The sequence below is a fragment of the Testudinibacter sp. TW-1 genome, assembly GCF_050613185.1.
Taxonomy (GTDB): Bacteria; Pseudomonadota; Gammaproteobacteria; order Enterobacterales; family Pasteurellaceae; genus Chelonobacter.
In genome coordinates, this window is sequence record NZ_CP192511.1 from 2,562,932 (window position 1) to 2,585,443 (window position 22,512).

General features: G+C 45.7%; 30 protein-coding genes and 1 riboswitch. Of the genes, 24 read left to right on the top strand and 6 right to left on the bottom strand.

Going from position 1 to position 22,512, the window contains the following annotated elements; translation table 11 throughout:
* Positions 1-356 precede the first annotated feature (356 nt).
* From ACQ31U_RS12290 to ACQ31U_RS12360, 15 genes are all read left to right on the top strand, one after another.
* On the top strand, positions 357-1,538 hold the full coding sequence (locus tag ACQ31U_RS12290) for a phage major capsid protein (RefSeq protein WP_431052487.1): 1,182 nt from the start codon (positions 357-359) through the stop codon (positions 1,536-1,538).
* A 51-nt stretch (positions 1,539-1,589) separates the two neighbouring features.
* The gene (locus ACQ31U_RS12295) at positions 1,590-2,138 is read left to right on the top strand and encodes an HK97 family phage prohead protease (RefSeq protein ID WP_431052489.1); all 549 of its coding nucleotides are present in this window, start codon (positions 1,590-1,592) and stop codon (positions 2,136-2,138) included.
* Positions 2,139-2,140: 2 nt separating this feature from the next.
* Positions 2,141-3,367 (top strand): phage portal protein, encoded by a 1,227-nt coding sequence (locus tag ACQ31U_RS12300; protein ID WP_431052491.1) that lies wholly within the window; start codon positions 2,141-2,143, stop codon positions 3,365-3,367.
* A complete protein-coding gene (locus ACQ31U_RS12305) occupies positions 3,351-3,692 on the top strand; it encodes a phage head closure protein (RefSeq protein ID WP_431052493.1) in 342 nt (113 codons plus the stop codon). The genes ACQ31U_RS12300 and ACQ31U_RS12305 overlap by 17 nt, the downstream gene beginning before the upstream one ends.
* Positions 3,682-3,993 (top strand): head-tail connector protein, encoded by a 312-nt coding sequence (locus ACQ31U_RS12310; protein WP_431052495.1) that lies wholly within the window; start codon positions 3,682-3,684, stop codon positions 3,991-3,993. Before ACQ31U_RS12305 ends, ACQ31U_RS12310 begins: the two co-directional genes overlap by 11 nt.
* Positions 3,994-4,004: 11 nt before the next feature.
* Entirely contained in the window at positions 4,005-4,361 is a 357-nt protein-coding gene (locus ACQ31U_RS12315) for an HNH endonuclease signature motif containing protein (protein WP_431052497.1), read from the top strand.
* Positions 4,362-4,567: 206 nt separating this feature from the next.
* Entirely contained in the window at positions 4,568-4,933 is a 366-nt protein-coding gene (locus tag ACQ31U_RS12320; protein WP_431052499.1) for a phage terminase small subunit P27 family, read from the top strand.
* Positions 4,934-6,601: a terminase large subunit gene (locus ACQ31U_RS12325; protein WP_431052501.1), complete on the top strand. Its 1,668-nt coding sequence runs from the start codon at positions 4,934-4,936 to the stop codon at positions 6,599-6,601.
* A 22-nt stretch (positions 6,602-6,623) separates the two neighbouring features.
* Positions 6,624-7,049 (top strand): phage tail terminator protein, encoded by a 426-nt coding sequence (gpU, locus tag ACQ31U_RS12330; RefSeq protein ID WP_431052503.1) that lies wholly within the window; start codon positions 6,624-6,626, stop codon positions 7,047-7,049.
* Positions 7,050-7,093: 44 nt separating this feature from the next.
* Positions 7,094-7,579 carry an HK97-gp10 family putative phage morphogenesis protein gene (locus ACQ31U_RS12335; protein WP_431052505.1) on the top strand — a complete coding sequence of 162 codons (486 nt, stop codon included), beginning with the start codon at positions 7,094-7,096 and terminating at the stop codon, positions 7,577-7,579.
* A 61-nt stretch (positions 7,580-7,640) separates the two neighbouring features.
* Positions 7,641-7,997 (top strand): hypothetical protein, encoded by a 357-nt coding sequence (locus ACQ31U_RS12340; protein WP_431052507.1) that lies wholly within the window; start codon positions 7,641-7,643, stop codon positions 7,995-7,997.
* Between the two features lie 339 nt (positions 7,998-8,336).
* On the top strand, positions 8,337-8,978 hold the full coding sequence (locus ACQ31U_RS12345; RefSeq protein ID WP_431052509.1) for a hypothetical protein: 642 nt from the start codon (positions 8,337-8,339) through the stop codon (positions 8,976-8,978).
* Positions 8,979-9,150: 172 nt separating this feature from the next.
* Positions 9,151-9,372: a helix-turn-helix transcriptional regulator gene (locus ACQ31U_RS12350; protein WP_431052511.1), complete on the top strand. Its 222-nt coding sequence runs from the start codon at positions 9,151-9,153 to the stop codon at positions 9,370-9,372.
* Entirely contained in the window at positions 9,369-9,719 is a 351-nt protein-coding gene (locus ACQ31U_RS12355; protein WP_431052513.1) for a hypothetical protein, read from the top strand. Before ACQ31U_RS12350 ends, ACQ31U_RS12355 begins: the two co-directional genes overlap by 4 nt.
* On the top strand, positions 9,716-10,063 hold the full coding sequence (locus ACQ31U_RS12360) for a hypothetical protein (protein ID WP_431052515.1): 348 nt from the start codon (positions 9,716-9,718) through the stop codon (positions 10,061-10,063). The genes ACQ31U_RS12355 and ACQ31U_RS12360 overlap by 4 nt, the downstream gene beginning before the upstream one ends.
* Before the next feature lie 333 nt (positions 10,064-10,396).
* Here ACQ31U_RS12360 and ACQ31U_RS12365 read toward each other — a convergent pair whose 3' ends face one another.
* The gene (locus ACQ31U_RS12365; RefSeq protein WP_431052517.1) at positions 10,397-10,573 is read right to left on the bottom strand and encodes a hypothetical protein; all 177 of its coding nucleotides are present in this window, start codon (positions 10,571-10,573) and stop codon (positions 10,397-10,399) included.
* A 131-nt stretch (positions 10,574-10,704) separates the two neighbouring features.
* On the opposite strand from ACQ31U_RS12365, the gene ACQ31U_RS12370 reads away from it, so the two are divergent.
* From ACQ31U_RS12370 to ACQ31U_RS12385, 4 genes are read left to right on the top strand one after another with little or no spacing between them, the layout of a single operon-like run.
* Positions 10,705-11,661 (top strand): host cell division inhibitor Icd-like protein, encoded by a 957-nt coding sequence (locus ACQ31U_RS12370; protein WP_431052519.1) that lies wholly within the window; start codon positions 10,705-10,707, stop codon positions 11,659-11,661.
* Positions 11,654-12,154, top strand: a complete 501-nt coding sequence (locus ACQ31U_RS12375) for a hypothetical protein (RefSeq protein WP_431052521.1) — start codon at positions 11,654-11,656, stop codon at positions 12,152-12,154. The genes ACQ31U_RS12370 and ACQ31U_RS12375 overlap by 8 nt, the downstream gene beginning before the upstream one ends.
* Positions 12,147-12,524 carry a hypothetical protein gene (locus ACQ31U_RS12380; RefSeq protein ID WP_431052523.1) on the top strand — a complete coding sequence of 126 codons (378 nt, stop codon included), beginning with the start codon at positions 12,147-12,149 and terminating at the stop codon, positions 12,522-12,524. Before ACQ31U_RS12375 ends, ACQ31U_RS12380 begins: the two co-directional genes overlap by 8 nt.
* Positions 12,517-14,325, top strand: coding sequence for a DNA primase family protein (locus tag ACQ31U_RS12385; RefSeq protein WP_431052525.1), 1,809 nt, complete (start codon positions 12,517-12,519; stop codon positions 14,323-14,325). Before ACQ31U_RS12380 ends, ACQ31U_RS12385 begins: the two co-directional genes overlap by 8 nt.
* A 392-nt stretch (positions 14,326-14,717) precedes the next feature.
* On the opposite strand, the gene moaE is transcribed toward ACQ31U_RS12385, so the two are convergent.
* The 4 genes from moaE to moaA all read right to left on the bottom strand — a co-directional run bounded on the left by moaE (position 14,718) and on the right by moaA (position 16,971).
* On the bottom strand, positions 14,718-15,173 hold the full coding sequence (gene moaE, locus ACQ31U_RS12390) for a molybdopterin synthase catalytic subunit MoaE (RefSeq protein ID WP_431052527.1): 456 nt from the start codon (positions 15,171-15,173) through the stop codon (positions 14,718-14,720).
* A gap of 1 nt (position 15,174) precedes the next feature.
* Complete coding sequence (moaD, locus tag ACQ31U_RS12395; RefSeq protein WP_431052529.1) at positions 15,175-15,420, bottom strand: molybdopterin synthase sulfur carrier subunit; 246 nt, start codon at positions 15,418-15,420, stop codon at positions 15,175-15,177.
* Positions 15,417-15,911: a cyclic pyranopterin monophosphate synthase MoaC gene (gene moaC / locus ACQ31U_RS12400; protein ID WP_431052531.1), complete on the bottom strand. Its 495-nt coding sequence runs from the start codon at positions 15,909-15,911 to the stop codon at positions 15,417-15,419. Before moaC ends, moaD begins: the two co-directional genes overlap by 4 nt.
* A gap of 28 nt (positions 15,912-15,939) precedes the next feature.
* The gene (gene moaA / locus ACQ31U_RS12405; protein ID WP_431052533.1) at positions 15,940-16,971 is read right to left on the bottom strand and encodes a GTP 3',8-cyclase MoaA; all 1,032 of its coding nucleotides are present in this window, start codon (positions 16,969-16,971) and stop codon (positions 15,940-15,942) included.
* Positions 16,960-17,117, bottom strand: a riboswitch (molybdenum cofactor riboswitch). Its footprint overlaps the gene before it by 12 nt.
* Before the next feature lie 174 nt (positions 17,118-17,291).
* Here moaA and ACQ31U_RS12410 point away from each other — a divergent pair.
* The 5 genes from ACQ31U_RS12410 (at position 17,292) to ACQ31U_RS12430 (ending at position 21,294) form a co-directional block, all read left to right on the top strand.
* The gene (locus ACQ31U_RS12410) at positions 17,292-18,212 is read left to right on the top strand and encodes a gluconeogenesis factor YvcK family protein (protein WP_431052535.1); all 921 of its coding nucleotides are present in this window, start codon (positions 17,292-17,294) and stop codon (positions 18,210-18,212) included.
* A gap of 118 nt (positions 18,213-18,330) precedes the next feature.
* Complete coding sequence (locus ACQ31U_RS12415; RefSeq protein WP_431052537.1) at positions 18,331-18,990, top strand: amino acid ABC transporter permease; 660 nt, start codon at positions 18,331-18,333, stop codon at positions 18,988-18,990.
* Positions 18,980-19,648: an amino acid ABC transporter permease gene (locus ACQ31U_RS12420; RefSeq protein ID WP_431052539.1), complete on the top strand. Its 669-nt coding sequence runs from the start codon at positions 18,980-18,982 to the stop codon at positions 19,646-19,648. The genes ACQ31U_RS12415 and ACQ31U_RS12420 overlap by 11 nt, the downstream gene beginning before the upstream one ends.
* A gap of 12 nt (positions 19,649-19,660) precedes the next feature.
* On the top strand, positions 19,661-20,392 hold the full coding sequence (locus ACQ31U_RS12425; protein ID WP_431052541.1) for an amino acid ABC transporter ATP-binding protein: 732 nt from the start codon (positions 19,661-19,663) through the stop codon (positions 20,390-20,392).
* 50 nt (positions 20,393-20,442) lie between these two features.
* Positions 20,443-21,294 carry a cysteine ABC transporter substrate-binding protein gene (locus tag ACQ31U_RS12430; protein ID WP_431054345.1) on the top strand — a complete coding sequence of 284 codons (852 nt, stop codon included), beginning with the start codon at positions 20,443-20,445 and terminating at the stop codon, positions 21,292-21,294.
* A gap of 73 nt (positions 21,295-21,367) precedes the next feature.
* On the opposite strand, the gene sohB is transcribed toward ACQ31U_RS12430, so the two are convergent.
* Positions 21,368-22,426, bottom strand: a complete 1,059-nt coding sequence (sohB, locus tag ACQ31U_RS12435; protein WP_431052543.1) for a protease SohB — start codon at positions 22,424-22,426, stop codon at positions 21,368-21,370.
* Positions 22,427-22,512 lie beyond the last annotated feature (86 nt).

Genomic DNA, 22,512 nt, shown 5'->3' on the forward strand with positions numbered 1-22,512 from the left:
TTATTTTAAACTTTTTGATTTTTATCTACTTATCTATTTATTAAATATAATATATATTTATTTTTTTGATTTATAAAGAAAAAATAGAAGTAGATGAATAAATAGATAAAGAATAGATAAGGGGATAAAAATAGACACTTCAATTTCACACATTGGCAAAAGCAAGATCAACAAACAAGCCCAATTCGTTAAAAAAGCCCGTTCCATGTCAATAATTTTGTAAATTCCTTGTTCGTAGCCTATCGTCATTTATCACATTAAAAATCCACTATTTACAACCCCCTAGAAGTGTTTATTTTATGATATGGGCTACTTGTAGCCGTCTTAATTAAGATAACTTTCAAGGGATTAATCACATGTTTAAAAAACTTCTCGAATTACGCCAACAAAAGGCGAAACTGGCGGAGGATATGCGCAGTATGCTGACCCAAGCCGACACCGAAAACCGCAGTTTAAGCGATGAGGAAGCCAAAGCCTTTGACGAATTGCGCAACCAAGCCGCCGCACTGAATACGGATATTGCGCGCTATGAGGCGTTAGCCGATGAAGAGCGCAGTAAGCAGGGGCAGCCGGTAGAAACCAAGCAAACACCGTTAAACAATGACGATTTGCGCCACTATATCAAGACGGGCGAATTGCGTTCACTATCCACCACCGCCAAAGATGACGGCGGCTATTCAGTTATTCCGCAGTTGGATAAGCAAGTCATGACCCGTTTAACCGATGACAGTGTTATGCGTCAAATCTGTAACGTGGTGCGTTTGCCAATGGGGGCAAAAGAGTATAAAAAATTGGTTTCTGCCGGTGGTGCCGTGGTTCAACATGGAACGGAAGGCACAGCACGCACGGAAACCAACACGCCGAAATTAAACGAGGTCACGATTGCCTTAAATGCGATTTATGCTTATCCGAAAACCACCCAAGAAATCTTAGATTTTAGCTCAATTGATGTGCTGGGCTGGCTGACGGAAGAAATCAGTGAAACCTTTACCGAAACCGAAGAAACCGATTTAACCGACGGTGACGGCGATAAAAAAGCGAAAGGGTTATTAACCTATGCCCGTGCGACTACCGCCGATAAAACGCGCGCATTTGGCACCCTTCAAAAACTGGAAGTGGCGAACGCCGCCGGGATTACCGCCGATACCCTGATTGATTTGTTGTATACCTTACACAGCAAATACCGTAAAAATGCGGTGTGGGTGATGAGTTCAGCGATTGCCGCGCAACTTCAAAAACTGAAAAACGGGAACGGTGATTATATCTGGCGTGACGGTTTATCTGCCGGTGCACCCGCAACGCTATTAGGCTTGCCGGTTCACTATTTGGAAACTATGCCGGCAGGTGGCGCAGGTAAAGCCGTGATCGCATTGGGTGACTTCAAACGCGGTTATTACATTGTCGATCATGAAACCGGCATCCGCACTCGTCCGGATAGCATTACTTCACCGGGCTTTTACAAAGTCCACACCGATAAATATTTGGGTGGTGGCGTGGTGGATTCCAACGCAATCAAATTTATTGAAACCAAGGCGTAAGCCGAGGAAATCAGGGGGCGGCAAGTCCCCTTTTTTATCAGTAGGGATAGTATGAAAGAATTTGAAATCAGGTCATCAGAAATCAGTTGCGACAGCCAAAAACTGATCGGCTATGTGGTGCGCTGGAATAGCCAATCTAAACCGTTATGGGATTTTGTCGAGCAGTTCGCCCCCAATGCGTTTGCGGAATCGCTAGCCGAGGGGCAAGACGTGCGCGCACTGTTTGAACACGACCACGCTAAATTACTGGGTAGAACCGCCGCCGGCACGTTATCGCTGGTGGAGGATAATATCGGCTTACGTTTCGAGCTGGTGCCGCCGGACACCACACTGGGGCGTGATTTGCTGGTATCGGTGGAGCGTGGCGATATTTCCGGTATGTCGTTCGGTTTTCGCACCTTAAGCGATTCATGGGATTTTGAGCAAGAGCCGATTTTGCGCACCGTAAACCGTGCCGAGCTGGTAGAGATTACGATCACCAGTATTCCGGCATATCCGGAAAGCAGTGTTCAAATCGCTAAACGCTCAATGGCGGAAGCCCGCAAGCAACAGAACCCTACCGCACTTTATGCGCGCTGGGCGGATTTAGCCGAGGTGTAATCATGTTTGGTTTATTTAAACGCAAAACGGAACAGCGCAACGCATTCACCATTGACGAGTATTTATCTTACCTAGGGGCGAGCAATACCGGCGCAGGGGAATTTGTCAGCCCGTCCACTGCCGAAGCCTTGCCCGCCGTGTTGAATGCGGTCACGGTGATTAGTGAGGCGGTGGCGGCTATGCCCTGTTATCTGTATCGCTTGGAAAAGGATGGACGGGAACGGGTATTTAACAGCCCGGTGGATTTCTTGCTGAATGAAATGCCGAACCGCAATCAAACGCCGTACCAATTCAAATACACGATGATGAGGCACTGCTTGTTAAATGGTAATGCCTATGCGGTGATTGAGTGGGATAAAAGCGGCGAGCCGTTATCCTTAACGCCCTACCCACCAAGTGCGGTTAATATTCAACGCAAACTGAACGGCAGCTATATTTATCAAATCACCGATTTAAGCGGCAACGTCAAAACCTATCTACAGGACGAGATTTTACACTTGCGGCACTCGTCCGATGACGGCTTTATGGGACGTTCCCCGATTACGATTTGCCGTGAAACGATAGGGCTAGGATTAGCGCAACAACGCCACGGATCGGCAGTGATGAAAAACGGTTTAATGCCAAGCGGCATTATTACTACGTCGGAATGGCTGGACGAAGCAAAAGCTAAAAAAGCCATAGCCGCACTTGAACGCTACAAAGGCGCAAAAAACGCCGGTAAAACGCCGGTGCTTGAAGGCTCAATGGAATATAAGCAATTGGGCATGACTAACCAAGACGCCGAGTGGTTACAAAGCCGCACGTTCACGATTAGCGATATTGCCCGCATTTTCAATATCAGCCCGATTTTTTTACAAGACTATTCCAACAGCAGCTACAGCAATTTCAGCGAAGCCAGCCGTGCGTTTTTGTCGCAAACCTTGCGCCCGTGGCTGACGAATTTTGAACAGCAACTGAAAGACGCGCTTATGGTGGATTTGAACCGCACTTCACCACGCTATCTGATTGAATTTGACACCAGCGATTTATTGCGCACCAGTCAAAATGACCGCTTCAATAGTTACGATGTGGCGATTAAATCCGGCGTGATGTGCCCGAATGAAGTCCGCCGCAAAGAGGGTTTAACCCCGTATGCCGGTGGCGAGGAATTTAGCCAAGCATGGAAGCAAACCGTCGAAGTGAAAAAAGGCGGCAACGAGAAAGAGGCGGGCAATGGCAAGAATGATTAAGGCAGGACGCTATAACAAGCCAGTCACCATTCAGCGCCCGATTCGTACCCCGAATAATTACGGGCACCATACAACCACGTGGGAAGATGTGGCAACCGTTCACGCCGCTATCGAACCGTTACAAGGACGGGAATATTTTAGCGGTCCGTACCAATTGGGAGAAAACATTATCCGCGTGAGAATCCGCTATCTGCCGAATATCACCAACAAAATGCGGTTGCGTTACGGCGATCGCATATTGGCGATTTATTCGGTGATAGACAGCCGAGAGAGCCACCGGGAAATTCAATTGATGTGTAAAGAGGGGGAAGCCTATGCCCGATAGTTTCATCACCTTAGACGAAGCCAAGGCGCATTTAATTGTCGATCACGATATGGACGACAATGTGATTACCGGTTATATCGCGGCCGCCCTTGAGGTGGCACAAACGCATATCGGCAAAACCTTTGGCGATAGTCTGACAGCAGAGACAGTGCCGTTTAATCAGTCTATCAAGATTGGCTGTTTGATGTATGTCGGTCATCTCTATGCTAACCGTGAGATTACCACCGACACCGCACTTCATACCGTGCCGATGTCGATTAGTGCGCTATGGAGTGTGTACCGTGAACCCTGTTTATATTGAGATGATAGCCTATGCCTTATCAACCATTGCGGCGTTGCACCTATCCCGGTTGCCGTAACAAAGTACAATCCGGACGATGTGAGGAGCATAAGCCGAAAGATAACCGCCTGACCGCCTCACAGCGTGGCTATGATAGCCATTGGACGAAGTACCGCGCGCAATATCTCAAGGCTCACCCGCTATGCGTGATGTGCCTAGCCAAGGGTAAATACAGTGCGGCAACCGTGATAGACCACATCACACCAATAGAGAACGGGCAAGCCGATCCGCTGTTTTGGGCGGCTGACAATCATCAAGCCTTATGCCGTGACTGCCACAGCTACAAGACTAGGGTGATAGATAAACGGGGTTATGGTGCGAAGAAGTAACGTTCCCGAAAGTTAAGGGGATTAAACAAATCAAGCAAAGAATAATAACACATTGATATTGAATGACTTTAATTTGATAAGCATGTTTTGAATAGCGGTAAGCAAGGGGTGGGGGGAGTTTTGGAAACAAACCCCGCCCCAACGAAAACCGCCCGCCCCCTCTAATTTTTACGCACGATGATTTTTTTGAAAATATAGGAAACACAATGACGAGACGCAGAACCCCGAAAGTACCGGATTACTTAGACGACATCGCAACACAACAATGGAAAGCGCGAATCAAACAGCTATTAGAGCGTGGCGATATTCAAGACGCGGATTTAGTTCACCTTGAAATGTACTGCTTGAACTACTCGCTTTATCGCCGCGCGGTTCAAGATTTGGCACAGCGTGGCTTTTCGATCACCAATTCCCAGGGCACGGAAGCACGCAATCCGGCACTGACTGCCAAGGCTGACGCGGAAAAAATTATGATTAAAATGTCGTCCTTGCTGGGTTTCGATCCGGTTAGCCGCCGTAAAACGCCGGTGGAAACCGAAGATATGGACGAATTAGATCAGCTAGGGGCATAAATGAGCGAGTGGCACGACTACGCAACGGCGGTAAAAGACGGTCAAATCATTGCTTGTAAGCGCATAAAACAAGCGGTGGCGCGCTATTTTTCGGACTTAGATAATCCGCTTTATGTGTTCGATGAAACGACTGTAACGCAGTTTATCGCCTTTTCTCGTCTATGCCCGCACGTCAAAGGACATTTGCGCGGACAGCCGATTGCGTTGTCAGACTGGCAACAATTTTTATTTGCTAACCTGTTCGGCTTCAAGCATAAAGCTACCGGATTGAGAAAATACCGGTCCGCTTATGTTCAAGTGGCACGCAAAAACGCAAAATCTACCGTTGCCGCCGTGCTTGCCAACTGGTTTCTAATCATGGAAAAAGGACAACAGGATATTTACACTGCCGCCGTGAGCCGAGACCAAGCCCGAATCGTGTTTGATGACGCGCGCCAAATGTGCCTACTCTCAAAGCCGCTTAAAAAACGGGTCAGCATATTGCAACATAAAATGATCTACCCGAAAAATAACAGCCTTATGCGCCCGCTGGCGGCGAAGTCAAGCACCATTGAGGGAACAAACCCCAGTCTTGCCATTGTGGACGAGTACCACTTACACAGCGACAACAGCGTGTACAGCGCACTGGAATTAGGGCAAGGCGCACGCCCAGAGGGATTGCTATTCGCGATCACCACCGCCGGAAGCAATGTGATTTCTGCCTGTAAACAGCACTATGATTATTGTTGTCAAATTTTAGACGGCAACGAGCACAACGATTCATTATTTGTGCTGATTTTTGAACTGGACGAAGAGAGCGAAATAGACAACCCCGACAATTGGATCAAGGCGAATCCGAATATCGGCAAATCGATACCGCACTTAGACTTCGAGAACACGATTAAAAAAGCGCGCGGCATTCCGTCGGAATGGGTGGAAATGCTGACAAAACGCTTTAATGTGTGGTGCCAAGGCTCTACGCCGTGGCTAGGTGACGGCAATTGGGCGGCGTGCCAACGGGATTACAGCGAAACCGATTTACTTCACCAAGAATGTTACATGGGATTGGATCTATCCAGCACCAACGATTTAACCAGCGTATGCTATGCCTTTCCGCACGGTAACAAAGTGCGGTTATATGCCCGGCACTATATCCCCGAATTTCAGCTTAACAACGTGGCGAACAAGAACCGTGCTATCTATCGGCAATGGGTGCGGCAAGGTTGGTTAATCACCACCGAGGGCGATTGTATCGATTATGACAAAATCCGAGACGATATTTTAAAGGACGCAGAACGATTTGAGCTGAAAACAATCGGCTTTGACGTATGGAACGCCACGCACCTCAGAACCCAATTACAAGGCGCAGGGCTTGAGGTTGAGCCATTCCCGCAAACCTATCAGCGTTTTAGCCCGGTGGCGAAATCGGCGGAAGTGCTGATTAATCGGCAGGTCATCGAACACAACGGCGATCCGGTTTTAGCGTGGGCATTGTCTAACGTGGTCATGGAAACCGACGCCAACGCCAACATTAAGCCCAACAAGAAAAAGGCGGCGAATAAAATCGACCCGGCAATTGCGTTCTTAATGGCATTCGGCACTTATCAACTGGAATATGGCGATATTGCCTTTGAAATGAGCGAAGCACACAAAACCGCCCTTGATAACTTCAACGGCATTGATTTATAACCCAAACCAAGGAGCAACAAAAATGCAACAAGCTAAAACAATCCGCAATCATGTTTTTTCACACCTGAGCGGACACTTCCCCGAAATTCGATTTTACCACAACGGGCATTTATTGGTTTTGAATGAAGCCGATTTCCCGGCATTGTCGGTGTATATTGATCAATTACAAACCGATGATGACGATTTATGCGGCAGTTACTGGAGCGGTAAATTAAACGTTTCTTTGTATGTGCCGGCGGTGGTGGCGGAAGAACACCTAGACGATTTGGCGGAAAAGGTGATCCAACATATCCGCAAATTGCCCGCTATTGACCTCTTGGAATCAAGCAATCTTGAAAGCATTCAATACAGCACCGATGACGATAACAGCGTGTACCGCAACGCCGTGTTGCAATATGCGATCAGCTTTTATCGCAACGAAGAAGACAGTGACGAAGACGACGAATAGGCATAATCAGGCGGTGGCAGCCGCCTGTACCATAAGGGGAAACAATGGGAACAACAACCAAAATCAGCGGACTGGCCGAGATAAAAATCAACATGGGAAAGGTTGAGAAAGCCTTATTAAAAGCCGCACGAAAGCCAATCCGAAAAGCCTTAACCGCTGGTGCGAATGACTTAAAGAAATCCATTCGTCCGAATGTTCCCGTGTTAAAAAGTGCGGCCAGCTTTCGGGCAAAAGGCACCGTAAAGAAGAACGTGCGGCATAAAACCAAAGTCGCCAAGGACGGATTAAGCGGACGAACCTTTATAGGTATTCGCCGAGCTGGTAAAAAGCGCATGGCGAGAGTGGGCGAAAATACACGGGATAACACCGATCCTTTTTACTGGTGGATGGTGAACTACGGTACGCAGAAAATGCCCGGACGGCACTTTATAGAAAAAGGCGCAAGCCAAGGCAAAGACCGCGCACTAAAAACCACCGCCCAAACCTTTTTAGAAGAGTTTAAAAAAGAGACTAAAAACATCATAAAATAATTGAAATACCCCGCTATTATTGGTACTTTCTAAGTATGATTAATGATGATGGGGGCATGCGATGACATATATATTAAAAGTATTTTTTTTGTTATTTATAGCCCCCTACATACTCTTTTTTGCTGCCGGATTTATTTTTGCTCATTGGGAGTTATTTTTAATTAGTATCGTTATTTTTGCGATTTTCTCCATCATTTATACCGCTATTGCTGACCGCAAAGCAAAATTTAAAGCAATAGAGAAAGAACAAAAAGAACTTAACCGAGCTAGATTCATTCAGCAGAAAATAGACAGCTATCGCCAAGCACAACAGAAGAAAGAGCCTGAACCACTATTCAAAGCAACCGGCACAGCGACGTTTATTCCGGCTGCTGGTGGCGAAGAACAAAAGATTAACATAATAATTAATATCAAATAAGAGAGGGGTAAATAGTGGTAATTGATAATCATACAATAAAATTAAGGTGTGAGAATTGTAAAACTGAATCAATATTCGAGTTTTATCAAAAAGGATCAAATTACTCAATGGGGAATTGGTACGAAAAAAGAAAAAATGTAAATGATACGCACAATATAGCGATTACACTGGACACCGATCCCCCAGAAGCAACTAACGCAGTCTGTATTACATGTAACAATCAGCTACAAAAAAAGATACAATAACCCAATAAAACACGCCTAGGCTGATCCCCGAAAGCAAGAAACCTTATCTTGTTGGTGTGTTTCCACTCTTAAGGATAAATGCGAAAGGGGCGTTATGGATTTTAATTTCATTTCAACTAAATTACTCAGCCTTATCGAACGACTTGAAACTGAGGCAGAACTATCAGACTCCCAATTAAATGAAGCATTGACCATATGGAATAATGCCATTAGTGAGATTGGGAAAGATGAATATGACGCATTTGGTAATTTATTAGAGGACAATAAAATACCAGAATATACAAAGGAACAGCTGTTATTGAGATTGGATTTAATAAATCATTTATTTAATTGTTTAGTTGAAACTAAAGATGAATTTATGAAAAATGATTTGAAATATATATTCCCTGATGTTCAAGAAATGAATAAAGAGTTTAACGATAGAAAGAAAATAGATCGAAAATACATCATACTATTTAACTTCATGTATTCAATGATGAAATCAAGTATTAACGAAATTTATTCTTATACTAAGGTTTCCGCTAAAGTTGAGCGTTCTATAAAAGGTAAATCTCCAAAGAAAAAGAAACCCGAACAACTAAAAGCCGAAGAATGGGCTAAAGATATTTGGGAAAAAGATAACACAATATCTTTAGAAGATATGGCATACCAATTAAAAGACAAGTTAGATTTAACACAAAATCCTAGAACAATAATAAACTGGATTAGACAACTAAACCCAAAAAGAAAGCCCTAACAAGGGCTTTTTTACTATCTGATAGATCATAAAAGCAACTTATATGATCTAATAAGCAACTTATGTAATCAGGTAAGTTGCTTATAGGTTTTTCAAAACATCTAAAATTGACTTAAATAACCCCCGTAACGTTACGCAACACCCCGAAACAAAACGGACGAGAGGTTATTTAATGAAAATACAACCACAATCCCCCCAAAAAAACCAAGTATGGATCAGCACTGCCGAGGTTATGGCAATGCTTTCCTTTGGGCGCACAAAACTCAATGAGTTAGTCAAAACAAATCAATTTCCGCAGCCTATCCGCCTGACCAGCAACTTTATTCGCTGGGATTTGGCAGAAGTCACGGAATGGATCGAGCAACAAAAAGCAAATCGAGGAGCAACACAATGACCCGATTAATGACCGTCGCAAAAGCCTTGATCACCAATCCGCATATCGGTGTTAGCGAAAAGGAATCTTATTTCAATTGCCACTTTCTGAATGCCCGCAATGAGGTGAACGAAATCGAGAGAACCTTGAATATTGAGATTGAGCGAGTAAGAGAAAAAAGCGAAACCGGACGGAATTACACCCGTTATTTATTGGGAAGTGCCGAACAAATCCACAAAGTCGCCGAGCTTTATAACGCCAAATTGAAATATCAGCAGCAACATTTCAAACGTTATTTAGAGTTAGCATTCATCACCGATAACGAAATTCAACACGCCATTAATTTAATAGGAGCAAAACAATCATGAACCAAGAATTAACCGAAGAACAAGAAATTCGCGCACTGCCGATATTGATTACACGCTATAAAAATCAATATCCGTTTTTTACTTTTAGCTATGATGAAGAGCTTGGCTTTTTCCATGCGGTGCATTTAAGCAAAAATAATTTTTTCATTGTTACTTCACAGGTAGAAACGTTTGAGGAGCTGGCGGATATTATCGCCGTACAGCAAGCCACAAGTAATATTCCGTTGCTGGTGGATTTTATGGAAGTGAATTTATTAACCGTATTTAATCGAACACTGAAAACGGTTCACCGCAATACTAAAAAACCGAAACAGAAAAAATCACTTTGTGACGTTTTCCATTAACCAATAAAAAAGGCTGGAATCACTCCAGCCTAATTTAAAGGACTATAAGCATATGCCTAAACTTATAATCATTTTCACAACTACGAACTTGATACATTACCAATTCACGGATTTATTTTCACAAAGTAGCTCAAAGGCTATCAACGTGAATTTAAATCAAGAACATGATACCAAATTTCTTGCGGGGGGTGTAGCGTTTTTTGGACATACCCCGCTTAACTGTCTAGGTATCCTAAAATTTATGACACCTACTACAAAACCCAATTTTGGTTTTTGCTTTAAAAACAATGAATTACATAGCCGAATTTTCGGCTTTGCTTTAAAATCAACCTCTTACCCCTTCAACTCAATGCCACGAGTGGCAAGTTCTTTACGGATTATGCGCTTTATCCAAGCAGAAACAGAAGCGTCACCATCAATTTTAACAGCCTCGCTAATACCTTTTTCAAGCAATGGATCTACACGCAATGCAATCTGTTTATTGCCTTTAGTTTTGAAAGTGGTTGACATGGGGTTATCACCTCGTTATAGTTTATCAAGTGTCAACCAATTGTATTGCAATAGACACGAAAAAGCAAACGCCCCGAAGTGGTGCAACACTCAAGGGCGTTCTAACCAACCATCTTACTAAGGATAAGACTATGGCTAAGCAAAATTATACCCGAAAAACCACCACCGCCCAAACGTTGGCAGCAGTATCAGCCAACGGCGGACACCCTACCAATATTCAAAAATGTGATCGAAATCACTTTACACCGCACCGCACTTTAGGCTATTTTAATTGCGCAGTCGCAAAATCGACTGCCGAGCCTCGAAACTCGAATAGATACAAGGCGCATAACACGCCCGAAGCGTGTTTTTTTATGCGTAGCATTCGCACACCCAAAAAGACGGAAAACCGTCTATCTATGGTGGCGTGCGATGGGAAAGGTTTCGCCCTTTGCTGCTTTCCTTGTGTCGCAGTTTTCGAGCCCGTCGCACGTTACCGCCCAAGCCTCGAAACTTCCGCGGTAACTTCTAAAATCACACAAGGAGTTACAGCCATGATTTATCAATTTTTAGGCATTTCCCGCCAACACTACGACAAAACCCAAGCGCAACAAATCCGTATTCAAGCCGACAGCGAAACCCACGCCCGCGCCGTTTTAGGCAGGGATTTTGTGCTGGTGCTGTTAGGACGTTTGCCCGACAGCGCCGCAAATGACCGCACTTTGACCGCTGGTGCATTGACAGCGAAAAATAAAGTCGTTAGTATTTCTAACGTTAAGGCTACTCACCTTGACACGACTAATGATAACAGCGGCAACCGCACCCGACAGCTTAGCGGTATTTTTTTATCAAAAATTCCTCAAACGGGCTTACTACACCCGTTTAATACCGAATTGGCGATAAGGTTAAGAGGGCGAAATAAGGCGAGCAATCGCACGAATAAGCCCCGCCGACTGTTATCGGTAGTTGATTGCCTTATCGCCCCTATTATGGGCGGTAATTCACTAACTAAAATAACAGGAAATCCCATCATGAAAACCCATACCAACACTGCCACAAATCCGCCTATTGTCCTTTCTGCTGACGTCAAGGGGGTGATTTATGCGTAATTCAGCCACCAGCAGACCAAGCCCGAACGCTATTTTTAAATCGGTTATGGCGAAAACCGCCGAGGGTAATCTAATCACCGAAGACAGACGCAATGCTTTTGACGTTTATCTTGCTGAGCTTGCTACCGCTTATAACTTGCCTTACGGATTTAACGAAGCCAAACACATCGAAACCCAAAAAGGCGAAGAAATCGGCTTAATCGCTAACTTAGCGGTCCATTTCATGAATTACCACGTTTTAGGCAAGGTGCTAGCCGAAACTCCCGAAATCAGGCGATTTATTAATGAAAAATTAGGCGAGCAATATCTAGCCAATGCCACCGAATGGACAGGCGGAAACCTTAACCACATCAGCCAAATCATCAACGCCGACAGTCTAGCCGAGGACTGGCGAGAACAAGCCAAGGCGAGCTATCAAAAAATGCTTGATGAAAGCGCACCATTGCGCCATAGAACAATCATCATGACTGATTTGGAGGTGAAACATGGCTAACACTACTCAACAATCTAAAACCTGTTTTATGCTCAGAGCGTTCTTTAATCACGGTATGGCTGGAGAATTGAGCGGTTCAGTGCCGCTTATTCTAGGATTTTACAAAACCGACAAGAACGCCGAAGATTTTGCTAAATTTGCGCGGCGGTTGCTGGACGGCTTTCAATCACACGAAGTTATCCCACTGAACGGCGACCCGATAAAGTGGCAAATAACCGGAATCACGGCTAACAGCAAACAATACAAGCTCACTTTATGCGATAACCATTATCAAGCGTTAGAAGAGACCAAAACGCTAATCAATCGTTATCAGTTTGAAGAAGTTCGCATTCAACGCCTTGATTTAGGTAAAGAGGTTATCAATGGCTAGATTAAAAAACGCACCGCACTTGAAAGATCAGCCGGACACGCCACTACATGAAGCAGTTATTCTTGTCGGTGGTGGTGCGTGGCACGCTTACGGCAAAGACGGCAACGGCACAGGGTGGCAGGTGCTGGCAAAACAGATCCGAGATAAAGACGGCATTAAGCCGGTGATTATCGGTAATGAGCAATTGGCAGAACTCCACCGCTTACGAATTGCCAAAGCAGATCAGAAAATTATCGGCTTATACCAATTTGGGAAACTTGCGGCCGCACAAATCACCGCACTTTGTCATAATTTGGCGGTACACACTGCCGCCGATAAAGTCACATTGTGCGATAACGTAGGACAGTTAAACGAAGATTTAAGCGACTATATCGCCCGCATTCGTGCGGGTGATACCGTAGCGGCGGTGGTGGCGGAAAATGCCACCGCTGAAATTGATCTTCATCATGCCCGCGATAACGACAAAGTGAAAGCATTCATAGCGTGGCACAACTGCCCTTTGAAACGAGATATTACCCTAGGCAAAACTTACCAATACACCGGCGCAGTGTGGGAAGAAGTCGCGCAGGAACGACTAGAGCGCAAAGTTCTAGCCTTTTATCGCGACAAAAAAGCGGATTACAAAATCAACACCTTGAGAAAACTGGCGGAGCTGATCACGCTAAGCATTGACGAAATGCCAATAGAAAGCATGGATTACATCGGCTTCACGAATGGCGCGCTCAATAAAAAGACCGGTGAATTTATCGCACATAATCCCGATCTGGGTTTGAGGCTGATTGATCATTTCCCTTGCCGCATTTCCAGCAAGGCAACACCGCACTTTAATGATTGGCTAAATTTTGCCACCAACGGCAGCCAAGAAAAGAAATCCGCTATTCTGGCTGGCTTATACATGATTCTAACCAATAAACACCATTGGGGGTTATTCCTTGAAGTCACCGGCGTTGGTGGTGCTGGAAAATCATTACTTGGTGAAATCGCCGCCACGCTCAACGGACGCGGCAACAGCGTGATAATGGCAATCAAAGATTTTGACAAGGCGGAAACACGGTCATTGTTCATTGGTAAGTCTTTTGCGTACTCACCCGATCAAAAACCCTACACCGGCAGCGCAGACGGTTTAAAAGCGTTCACTGGTGGCGATTTAATGACGGTCAAATTATTGTATAAAGATCCGTTTGACTATAAGCCAACGGCTAATTACATGATGATCACCAATGACCCGATTTTATTCACCGACAGAAACGGCGGTATCGCACGCCGCCGAGTGATTATTTTCTTTGATAAGCCAATCCCCGAAAGCAAAAAAGACGTGAATTTTATTGATAAAATCAAAGGTGAAATTTACGGTATTGTTCACTTGTTGCTAAACCGTTTTAAAGATAATCCGGAAGAAGCCCGGCAAATCTTAGAAAACTTTAAAAATCACGCTGACGGGGTGAATATCAAGCAAAAAACAAATCATCTGATTGATTTCGCCTCAGCGTTTAAAGTCGAGCCGATCAACGAAAGCGATTCGCTACGAGAGCGCAACGCAAAAATCAACGGGCTTTATTGGGGAAGCGGCACCAGCAAACGCAACGCAGATAGCGCACTTTATCAAGCCTATCTCAAATACTGCGATTGCCAAAACTACAACCAGCGATTAAGCCTGTTATCTTTTAAGCAAGCATTGCCGGACGCATTGAAAGAAGCCGGGCAAAAAGCCACGCTAGAAGAGCGCAAAAAAGACAATGCGCAGCTCACTAATATTTACTGGAAAGACCGCCACGCCACGTTTGAGGAGTGGGAGGGATAACATAACCAACGATACAGAAAGGGCTTAACCGCCCTTTTTTGTTGTCGTGAAAAAGTAGTAGCTGTTTTCAAAATAAAAACGAGGTACTTTTCATCTAATCAGTCAACTACTGAAAACAAAAGCATTTAATATCAATAAGTTAAAATCATATCGATCTAAAATAGTAGATAAGTAGCTAACCCCCCCATAAAAGTTTTATTTTTTTATTTCGATTTTTTTTATTTTTTTCTGTGATTTTTATTTTTAGTAATACAGTTGGTAATACAATCAAAAACTGAATTGATAAAACCCCAGTATTTACGCCATTCACAGCGATCAATTCAGATGTCGCCAGCAAATACAAAAAAGCCTTGATACTTAAATATCAAGGCTTTTGATTACTAACGATTCACCTACCACTTCTCCGCCGCTTGCTTATCGCTCGCGCGTTCTTCGATCCAGCGTTCGCCTTTGTCGGTCAGTTCTTTTTTCCAAAATGGCGCTTGGGTTTTGAGGTAATCCATAATAAATTCGTTGGCGTGGTACGCGTCGCCGCGGTGAGCGGAACTAACCCCGACCAACACGATTTCATCGCCAGTGTGCAATTTGCCGACACGGTGAATCAGTTGCACCCGTTGCAACTGCCAGCGTTGGCAGGCTTGTTGCACGATGTCGCGCAAGGCTTTTTCGGTCATTGCCGGATAGTGTTCCAAATACAGGGTTTGCACGCTGTCGCCGAGGTTCATTTCGCGCACTTTGCCGATAAACAGCACCACCGCACCGCTGCTGTTCGGTGCGGACAACCATTGGTAAACCGCACTTTGATCGAACACTTCGCTTTGTACCGCAATCCGAATCTCGCAATCCATCTCAGCCCCCTGTCACCGGTGGGAAAAACGCCACTTCGTCGCCGTCCTGAAGCGGGCTGTCTAGCGACATTAGGGTTTGATTGATCGCCACCAGCAATTTGCCGCTTTGCAATGCCAATGCCCATTTTTCGCCTCTGCTTGCCAGATGTTGGCGCAACGCTTCCGCCGTAGCGAACTCTGCCGCCAGTTGTAATTCGTCGCAATCGATCAATTCACGCACTTGCGCAAAAAACAGCACCTTAATCATTTACCCTCTCCTGTTTCTTCCGCCAAAAAATCGCCCGATTTGCCGCCGCTTTTGCTTAACAACCGCACTTGCTCAATCACAATGTCCTTTTGCACCGCTTTGCACATATCATAAATCGTCAAGGCGGCGATGGAGGCGGCGGTCAAGGCCTCCATTTCCACGCCGGTTTTGCCGCTTAAACGGCACAGACTTTCGATCCGCACTTGGTTGCTTTGCGGAAGTGCGGTCAGATTGACTTCGACTTTGGTCAATAATAACGGGTGGCACAGCGGAATCAGTTCCCAAGTGCGCTTTGCCGCTTGGATTCCGGCAATGCGTGCGGTGGCGAACACATCGCCTTTATGGTGATCACCGGATAAAATCATGTTTAAGGTTTGTGCCGACATGGTCACCAATGCTTCGGCGCACGCCTCGCGCACGGTTTCCGCTTTATTGCCGACATCGACCATATTGGCTTCGCCGTTACTGTTGATATGGGTAAATTGCTGCATAAGTTTCTCGATAAATAGAATGGGGCGATCAGCCGCCGATAGATGCCAAGTGCGGTCGCACGCCGCTGTCGCCTTGATGTAAATAGTGGTGTTCGCGCTTGCCTTGCAACGCCGACAACAGGCGATGTTGCAACTCGGCTTGCTGCCAATCTTGTTGCAGCAGATCGCGAATATTCGTGCCTTCTTCGCCGAACAAACAGAGGTGCAACAAGCCTTTCGCCGACACGCGCAACCGGTTGCAATCGGCGCAAAAGTCTTTCGAATACGGCATAATCAAGCCGATTGAACCTTGATAATCGGCGTGCTTAAACACCTTTGCCGGACCGTCGGTCACGGCACGCTGCTGTAATTGCCAACCGTTTTGCAACAGTTTTTGCATTAACACCGTGCCGGAAAGGTGATGACGTTGGAAAAAATGATCCATCTCGCCGGTTTGCATTAGTTCGATAAAACGCATTTCAATCGGGCGATCTTTAATCCACGCCAAAAACGCCTCGAAATCACGATCATTCAAGCCTTTCATCAGCACCGAATTGACTTTAATCTGCTGATAACCGATGTCAAACGCTTTATCAATGCCGCTCATCACCTGATGAAACAAATTTTCGCCGGTGATTTGGCGGAACATTTTCGGATCAAGGCTGTCCACGCTGACGTTAATTGCGTCCAAACCTGCCGCCTGCCAATCGGCAACGGATTTTGCCATGCGGTAACCATTCGTCGTCAGCGCAATTTTTTTGATTTTGTCGTTGGCGCGCACGGTTTCGATGATTTGGCTGAAATCTTTGCGCAAGGTCGGTTCGCCGCCGGTGATCCGCACTTTTTCCGTGCCCATTGCCGCAAAGGCATTAATCAAACGGCGGATTTCGCTTAAGGTTAAAAACGAGGGCTTGTCCGCTTTCGGCTGATAGCCGTCGGGCAAACAATAATTACATTTGAAATTGCATACATCGGTGATCGATAAGCGTAAATATTGATATTTGCGCTGAAAGCGATCAACTAAAGCAGTCGTATTGTCGACCGCACAAAACGGGATCTGTGAAGTAAATTCGGGTTGCATTCGTCACCTTTCTAAACACGAGCGGATAAACCGTTTCCAGCGTATCCGGCGTAGCACAAACCGCGGTGCTAACAGGCTTGTCGCCATATTGCCGTTAATAGCATAACGGTAACGTAGGTCAAACAAGCTCGGAGTGATGCGTTGTTAATAAATTGGGCTAATTTTAGCATTCTGATTGACAAGCGCAATCCCCAAAATGATGTAATTGCGGCTATTTTCCGCATTTGTGATCTGCCCCCGTTTTAAAGTGCGGTTTTTTAGCGGATAATATAAAAATAACGTGAAAAAAGCGCAATTTATTATTAAAAACGAGTATTTGCATGAATTATCATACTGACCGTCTGCCACATCTCACCCGATTACAACAAGTTGCCGCCATTGGCGGCGGGCATGGCTTGGGGCGCTTGATGTCGGCGTTGGGCTTTATGAAAGAACGCCTGACCGGCATTGTCGCCACCACCGATAATGGCGGTTCGACCGGTCGTATCCGCCTGCAACACGGCGGCATTGCCTGGGGCGATTTGCGCAACTGTATCAATCAGATGATTACCGAACCGAGCACCGCCTCCGCCCTGTTTGAATACCGTTTCAGCGGCAGTGGCGATCTCGCCGGGCATAATCTCGGTAATTTGATGTTAAAAGCATTGGAAGATATGCGGATCCGCCCATTAGAGGGCGTGAATTTGATCCGTAATTTGCTGCGGGTGCGTTCGCATTTGATTCCGATGTCGGAAACACCGGTACATCTGGGGGCGAAACTGCATTCCGGCGCAACGGTGGTCGGTGAAGTCAATATCGATAAATTCGATCAATTGCCGAAACGCCTGTTTTTAATTCCGCAAGTCAGTGCTACGCCGGAAGCGGTCACGGCGCTGCAACAAGCCGAATTGATTCTGCTCGGTCCGGGCAGCTTTCTAACCAGCATTATGCCGCCGTTGCTGTTGCCTGAAATTGCCAAAGCCCTGCGACAATCAGCGGCAAAAATTTTATTTATTGATAATCTTGGCGTAGAGCACAGCCCGGCAGCGAATCTGTCGCTCAAAGATCGAATCGATTGGATCGAAAGTGCGGTCGGCGCAAGTGTGATTGACGGTATCATCACCTATCCCGAAGCGGATTATCACGATCTGCCACACAAAAAAGTATTGGCGCGGCAACTGAATGACGACGATATCAGCTACCGCCACAACCGCACTTTGTTGTGTCAAAGTATTGATCAATTATTCTCTTTTTGCGAATAATCCAGTCGTCATATTTCGATTGGTTATAATAAATAGCGAATTCGTCTAATTAATCAGCTATTTATTCTCAATGCAATCTTTTATGATTTCTGTCATCTAAATTGACTGAAAACATAATATGAACTGGTCGTATATCTACAGCGTTCTTCCGCGATACTTTGAGGCAACCCTGCTTACGCTGCAACTGGCGTTTGCCGGAATTGTACTGTCGCTGTTGCTCGGCTTGTTGTGCAGTATCGTGACCACTTACAAAGTGCGGTATTTACAGTTGCCGGTGAAATGCTATATCGAAATTTCACGCAATACCCCGCTGTTGATCCAAGTTTTTTTCCTCTATTTCGGGCTTTCCAAAATCGGCATTCAACTCAGCGGTTTCACCTGCGCGGTGATTGGCTTGGCATTTTTGGGCGGCAGTTATATGGCGGAAGCAATTCGCGCCGGTTTGCAAGCCGTGTCGAAAAACCAGATTGAATCGGGTTTGAGTATCGGTTTAAAACCGCAACAAGTGTTCCGCTATATCACCTTACCGCAAGCCTTTGCGATTTCCATTCCGGCAATCGGCGCAAACTGTCTGTTTTTGATGAAAGAAACTTCGGTTGTCAGTGCGATTGCAGTGGCGGAACTGATGTTTTTGGCAAAAGACCTTATCGGTATGGATTATAAAACCAACGAAGCGTTGTTTTTACTGGTGGTGTTCTACTTGATTATTTTGCTACCGGTTTCTTTACTGATCAGCAAACTGGAACGCAGACAACGGAAAGCAAAATATGGGGCTTGATATTCTGTTCGAAGGCAGCAATTGCGCCCGCTTACTCGGCGGTTTGTGGATCACGATTAAAATCTCATTTATTTCGGTGTTTTTCTCCGGCATATTCGGTGTTGCCATCGGTTTATTGATGACCGGCAAAGCCTATTGGATTCGCGCCGTTTGCCGTTTCTATCTGGAAGTGGTACGGATTATGCCATTGCTGGTGTTGCTGTTTCTCGCCTATTTCGGCATGGCAAAATGGTTCGGCTTGCACCTCAGCGGCGTACAGGTCTGCATTTTGGTGTTTGTGTTTTGGGGTGCGGCGGAAATGGGCGATTTGGTGCGCGGTGCGCTGACCTCGATTGAAAAACATCAAATCGAGTCGGGGCAAGCATTAGGCTTAAACCCAATGCAACTGTTCCGCTATATTTTGTTTCCGCAAAGTTTACAACGCATCACCCCGGGCGCAATTAATCTGTTCACCCGCATGGTCAAAACCAGCTCGTTGGCAATGTTAATCGGTGTGTTGGAGTTGATTAAGGTCGGACAACAACTTATTGAAAACTCGCTGTTAACCTTGCCTTCCGCCTCGTTTTGGATCTACGGCTTGATTTTTATCCTTTATTTTTTAATTTGCTATCCCCTTTCGTTATTTTCACGTCATCTTGAAAAAATTTGGGAAAAATAGGCAGGCGACATTATGGCACTACTCGATATCCAACACTTAGATAAACATTACGGCAGCGTGCAAGCCTTGCAAAATATCCAACTTTCCGTCGAAAAAGGCGAAGTGGTGGTGATTTTAGGTCCGTCCGGTTGCGGCAAAAGCACGTTGTTACGCTGCCTCAACGGACTGGAAGAAATCAGCGCAGGAAATATTTTGCTACAAGGCTGCGGCAAACTGGGCACGGAGATGTCTTGGGTACAGGCGCGCCAACATATCGGCATGGTGTTTCAAAGTTATGAGCTGTTCGCGCATATGTCGGTGATCGACAATATCCTGCTCGGACCGTTAAAAGTGCAAAAACGCCGGCGCGCCGAAGTGGAACAACAAGCGGATCGCCTGCTGGAAAAAGTCGGCTTGTTGGATCGTAAACAAGCATATCCGCGCGAGCTGTCCGGCGGACAAAAACAGCGGATTGCGATTGTACGTTCGTTGTGTATGAACCCCGATATTATGCTGTTTGACGAAGTGACGGCGGCGCTTGATCCGGAAATGGTGCGTGAGGTGTTGGACGTGATCCTCAATCTTGCCAAAGACGGCATGACCATGTTGATCGTCACCCATGAAATGTCGTTCGCCGAAAAAGTCGCGGATCGGATCATTTTTATGGATAAAGGACAAATTATCGAGTCGTCCACCCCACACGCGTTTTTCACCGCGCCGCAAACCGAGCGCGCAAAAGCCTTTTTAAATATGCTGAGCTATTAATTTTTTATTAACTTAACTCAATAGAAGGAAACTCAACCATGCAAAACAACGTGAAAAAAACCATTAAGTACGCTTCAGCCCTACTGGGCAGCTTGGTGTTGGCACTCGGCTTAACCGCCTGCGGCGATAAAGCGGAATCCAACAGCGCACAAAGCACATCTTCTCTGGAACAAATCAAGAAAAATGATGTGATTCGGATCGGCGTATTCGGCGATAAACCGCCCTTTGGCTACGTTGACAGCAACGGTAAAAATCAAGGTTTCGACATTGAAATCGCCAAAGATCTGGCAAAAAATCTGCTCGGTGATGAAAACAAAATTGATTTCGTGTTAGTCGAAGCCGCCAACCGAGTGGAATATCTGCAATCGAATAAAGTCGATATTATCCTTGCCAACTTCACCCAAACCCCGGCACGTGCCGAAGTGGTCGATTTTGCCAAACCGTATATGAAAGTGGCATTGGGAATTGTATCAAAAGACGGTGAAGTCATCAGCGATGTGGCACAATTAGACGGCAAAACCTTGTTGGTCAACAAAGGCACGACGGCTGATACCTATTTCAGCAAAAATTATCCGAACCTGAATTTATTGAAATTCGAGCAAAACACCGAAACCTTCGAAGCCTTGCGTGACGGACGCGGCGCGGCATTGGCACACGACAACACGCTGCTGTTCGCCTGGGCAAAAGAAAATCCGGGTTATACCGTCGGTGTGCGTAGCTTAGGCGATTTGGATTATATTGCGCCAGCGGTGAAAAAAGGCGACAGCGAATTGTTGAATTGGTTGAACAGTGAAATCGAAACTTTAGGCAAAAACGGCAAATTACTGGAAGCGTACAACAAAACGCTATTACCGGTTTATGGTGATAGCGTACAAGTCGATGATGTGGTTGTCAGCTACTAATTTAAACCTGATTTCAGCAAAAGTGCGGTACGGCTCACTCACCTGCTCAACCGCACTTTCATCTCTATCACGCTTAATACAAAGTGCGGTTACTACGCTGCAACCAACGCATTAGCAGGTTGTCGCTACTTTCCTCGGCTTGTTTGCCGATTTTTTGCATTAATGATTTTTTACGCATAAATTTCACTTCCAACACGTCTTTATCCGCTAACGCCGCCAAAATCAGATCGTCGCTGGTGGCGATTTCATCAACCAAGCCCAAATTCAACGCCTGTTGCCCGAACCAATGTTCGCCGGTGGCGATTTTTTCCAAGTCCAAGTTTGGGCGGTGAGTGGCAACAAAATCTTTAAACAGTTGATGGGTTTCCTCTAATTCTTGCTGGAATTTCTCGCGTCCTTTTTCGGTGTTCTCGCCTAAAATCGTCATGGTGCGTTTGTATTCGCCGGCAGTCATCACTTCCACATCGACATCATGTTTTTTCAGCAAACGGTGAATATTCGGCACTTGCGCCACCACGCCGACCGAGCCTAAAATCGCAAACGGGGCGGAGGTAATCTTGTCCGCCACGCACGCCATCATATAACCGCCGCTCGCCGCCACTTTGTCCACCGCCACGGTCAATTTCACCCCTTTGGCTTTCAAACGGCTTAATTGCGACGCCGCCAAGCCGTAACCATGCACCACGCCGCCGGGGCTTTCCAAACGCAGCAACACTTCATCATCGGCTTTCGCCACCGCCAAAACCGCACTGATTTCATTGGCAAGTGCGGTTGTGCCGCTGGCTTGGATATCGCCGTGGAAATTCAACACATACAAACACGGCTTGGCTTTTTCTTCACTCGCCTCGCCATTCTTCGCCGCTTTTTTCTTGGCTTTCGCGTCCAGCTTGTCTTGTTTCTTACGTGCTTTTTCCTGCCGTTTTAATTGTTCGTCGCTTAAACGGAAATCCTGTAACTTTTCCTGATTTTCTTTGTATTGTTTTGCCAAATCGGTGATTTTCAGCTCGCCGACCGCACTTTGTTCTTTTTGGCGCAGATTGACGATAAAGGCGAAAATCGCCGCAATCACCAATAAAATCGTCAGCACCTCGAGGATAAACACCCCGTAATTAATTAAAATTTCAGACCACATGGTTTTTCCTTGTTATAAATAGTCATTACCGATAAATGAAAGGATTATCATACACTATCCTGCTATTTTTACTAAAAGCAAAAAAA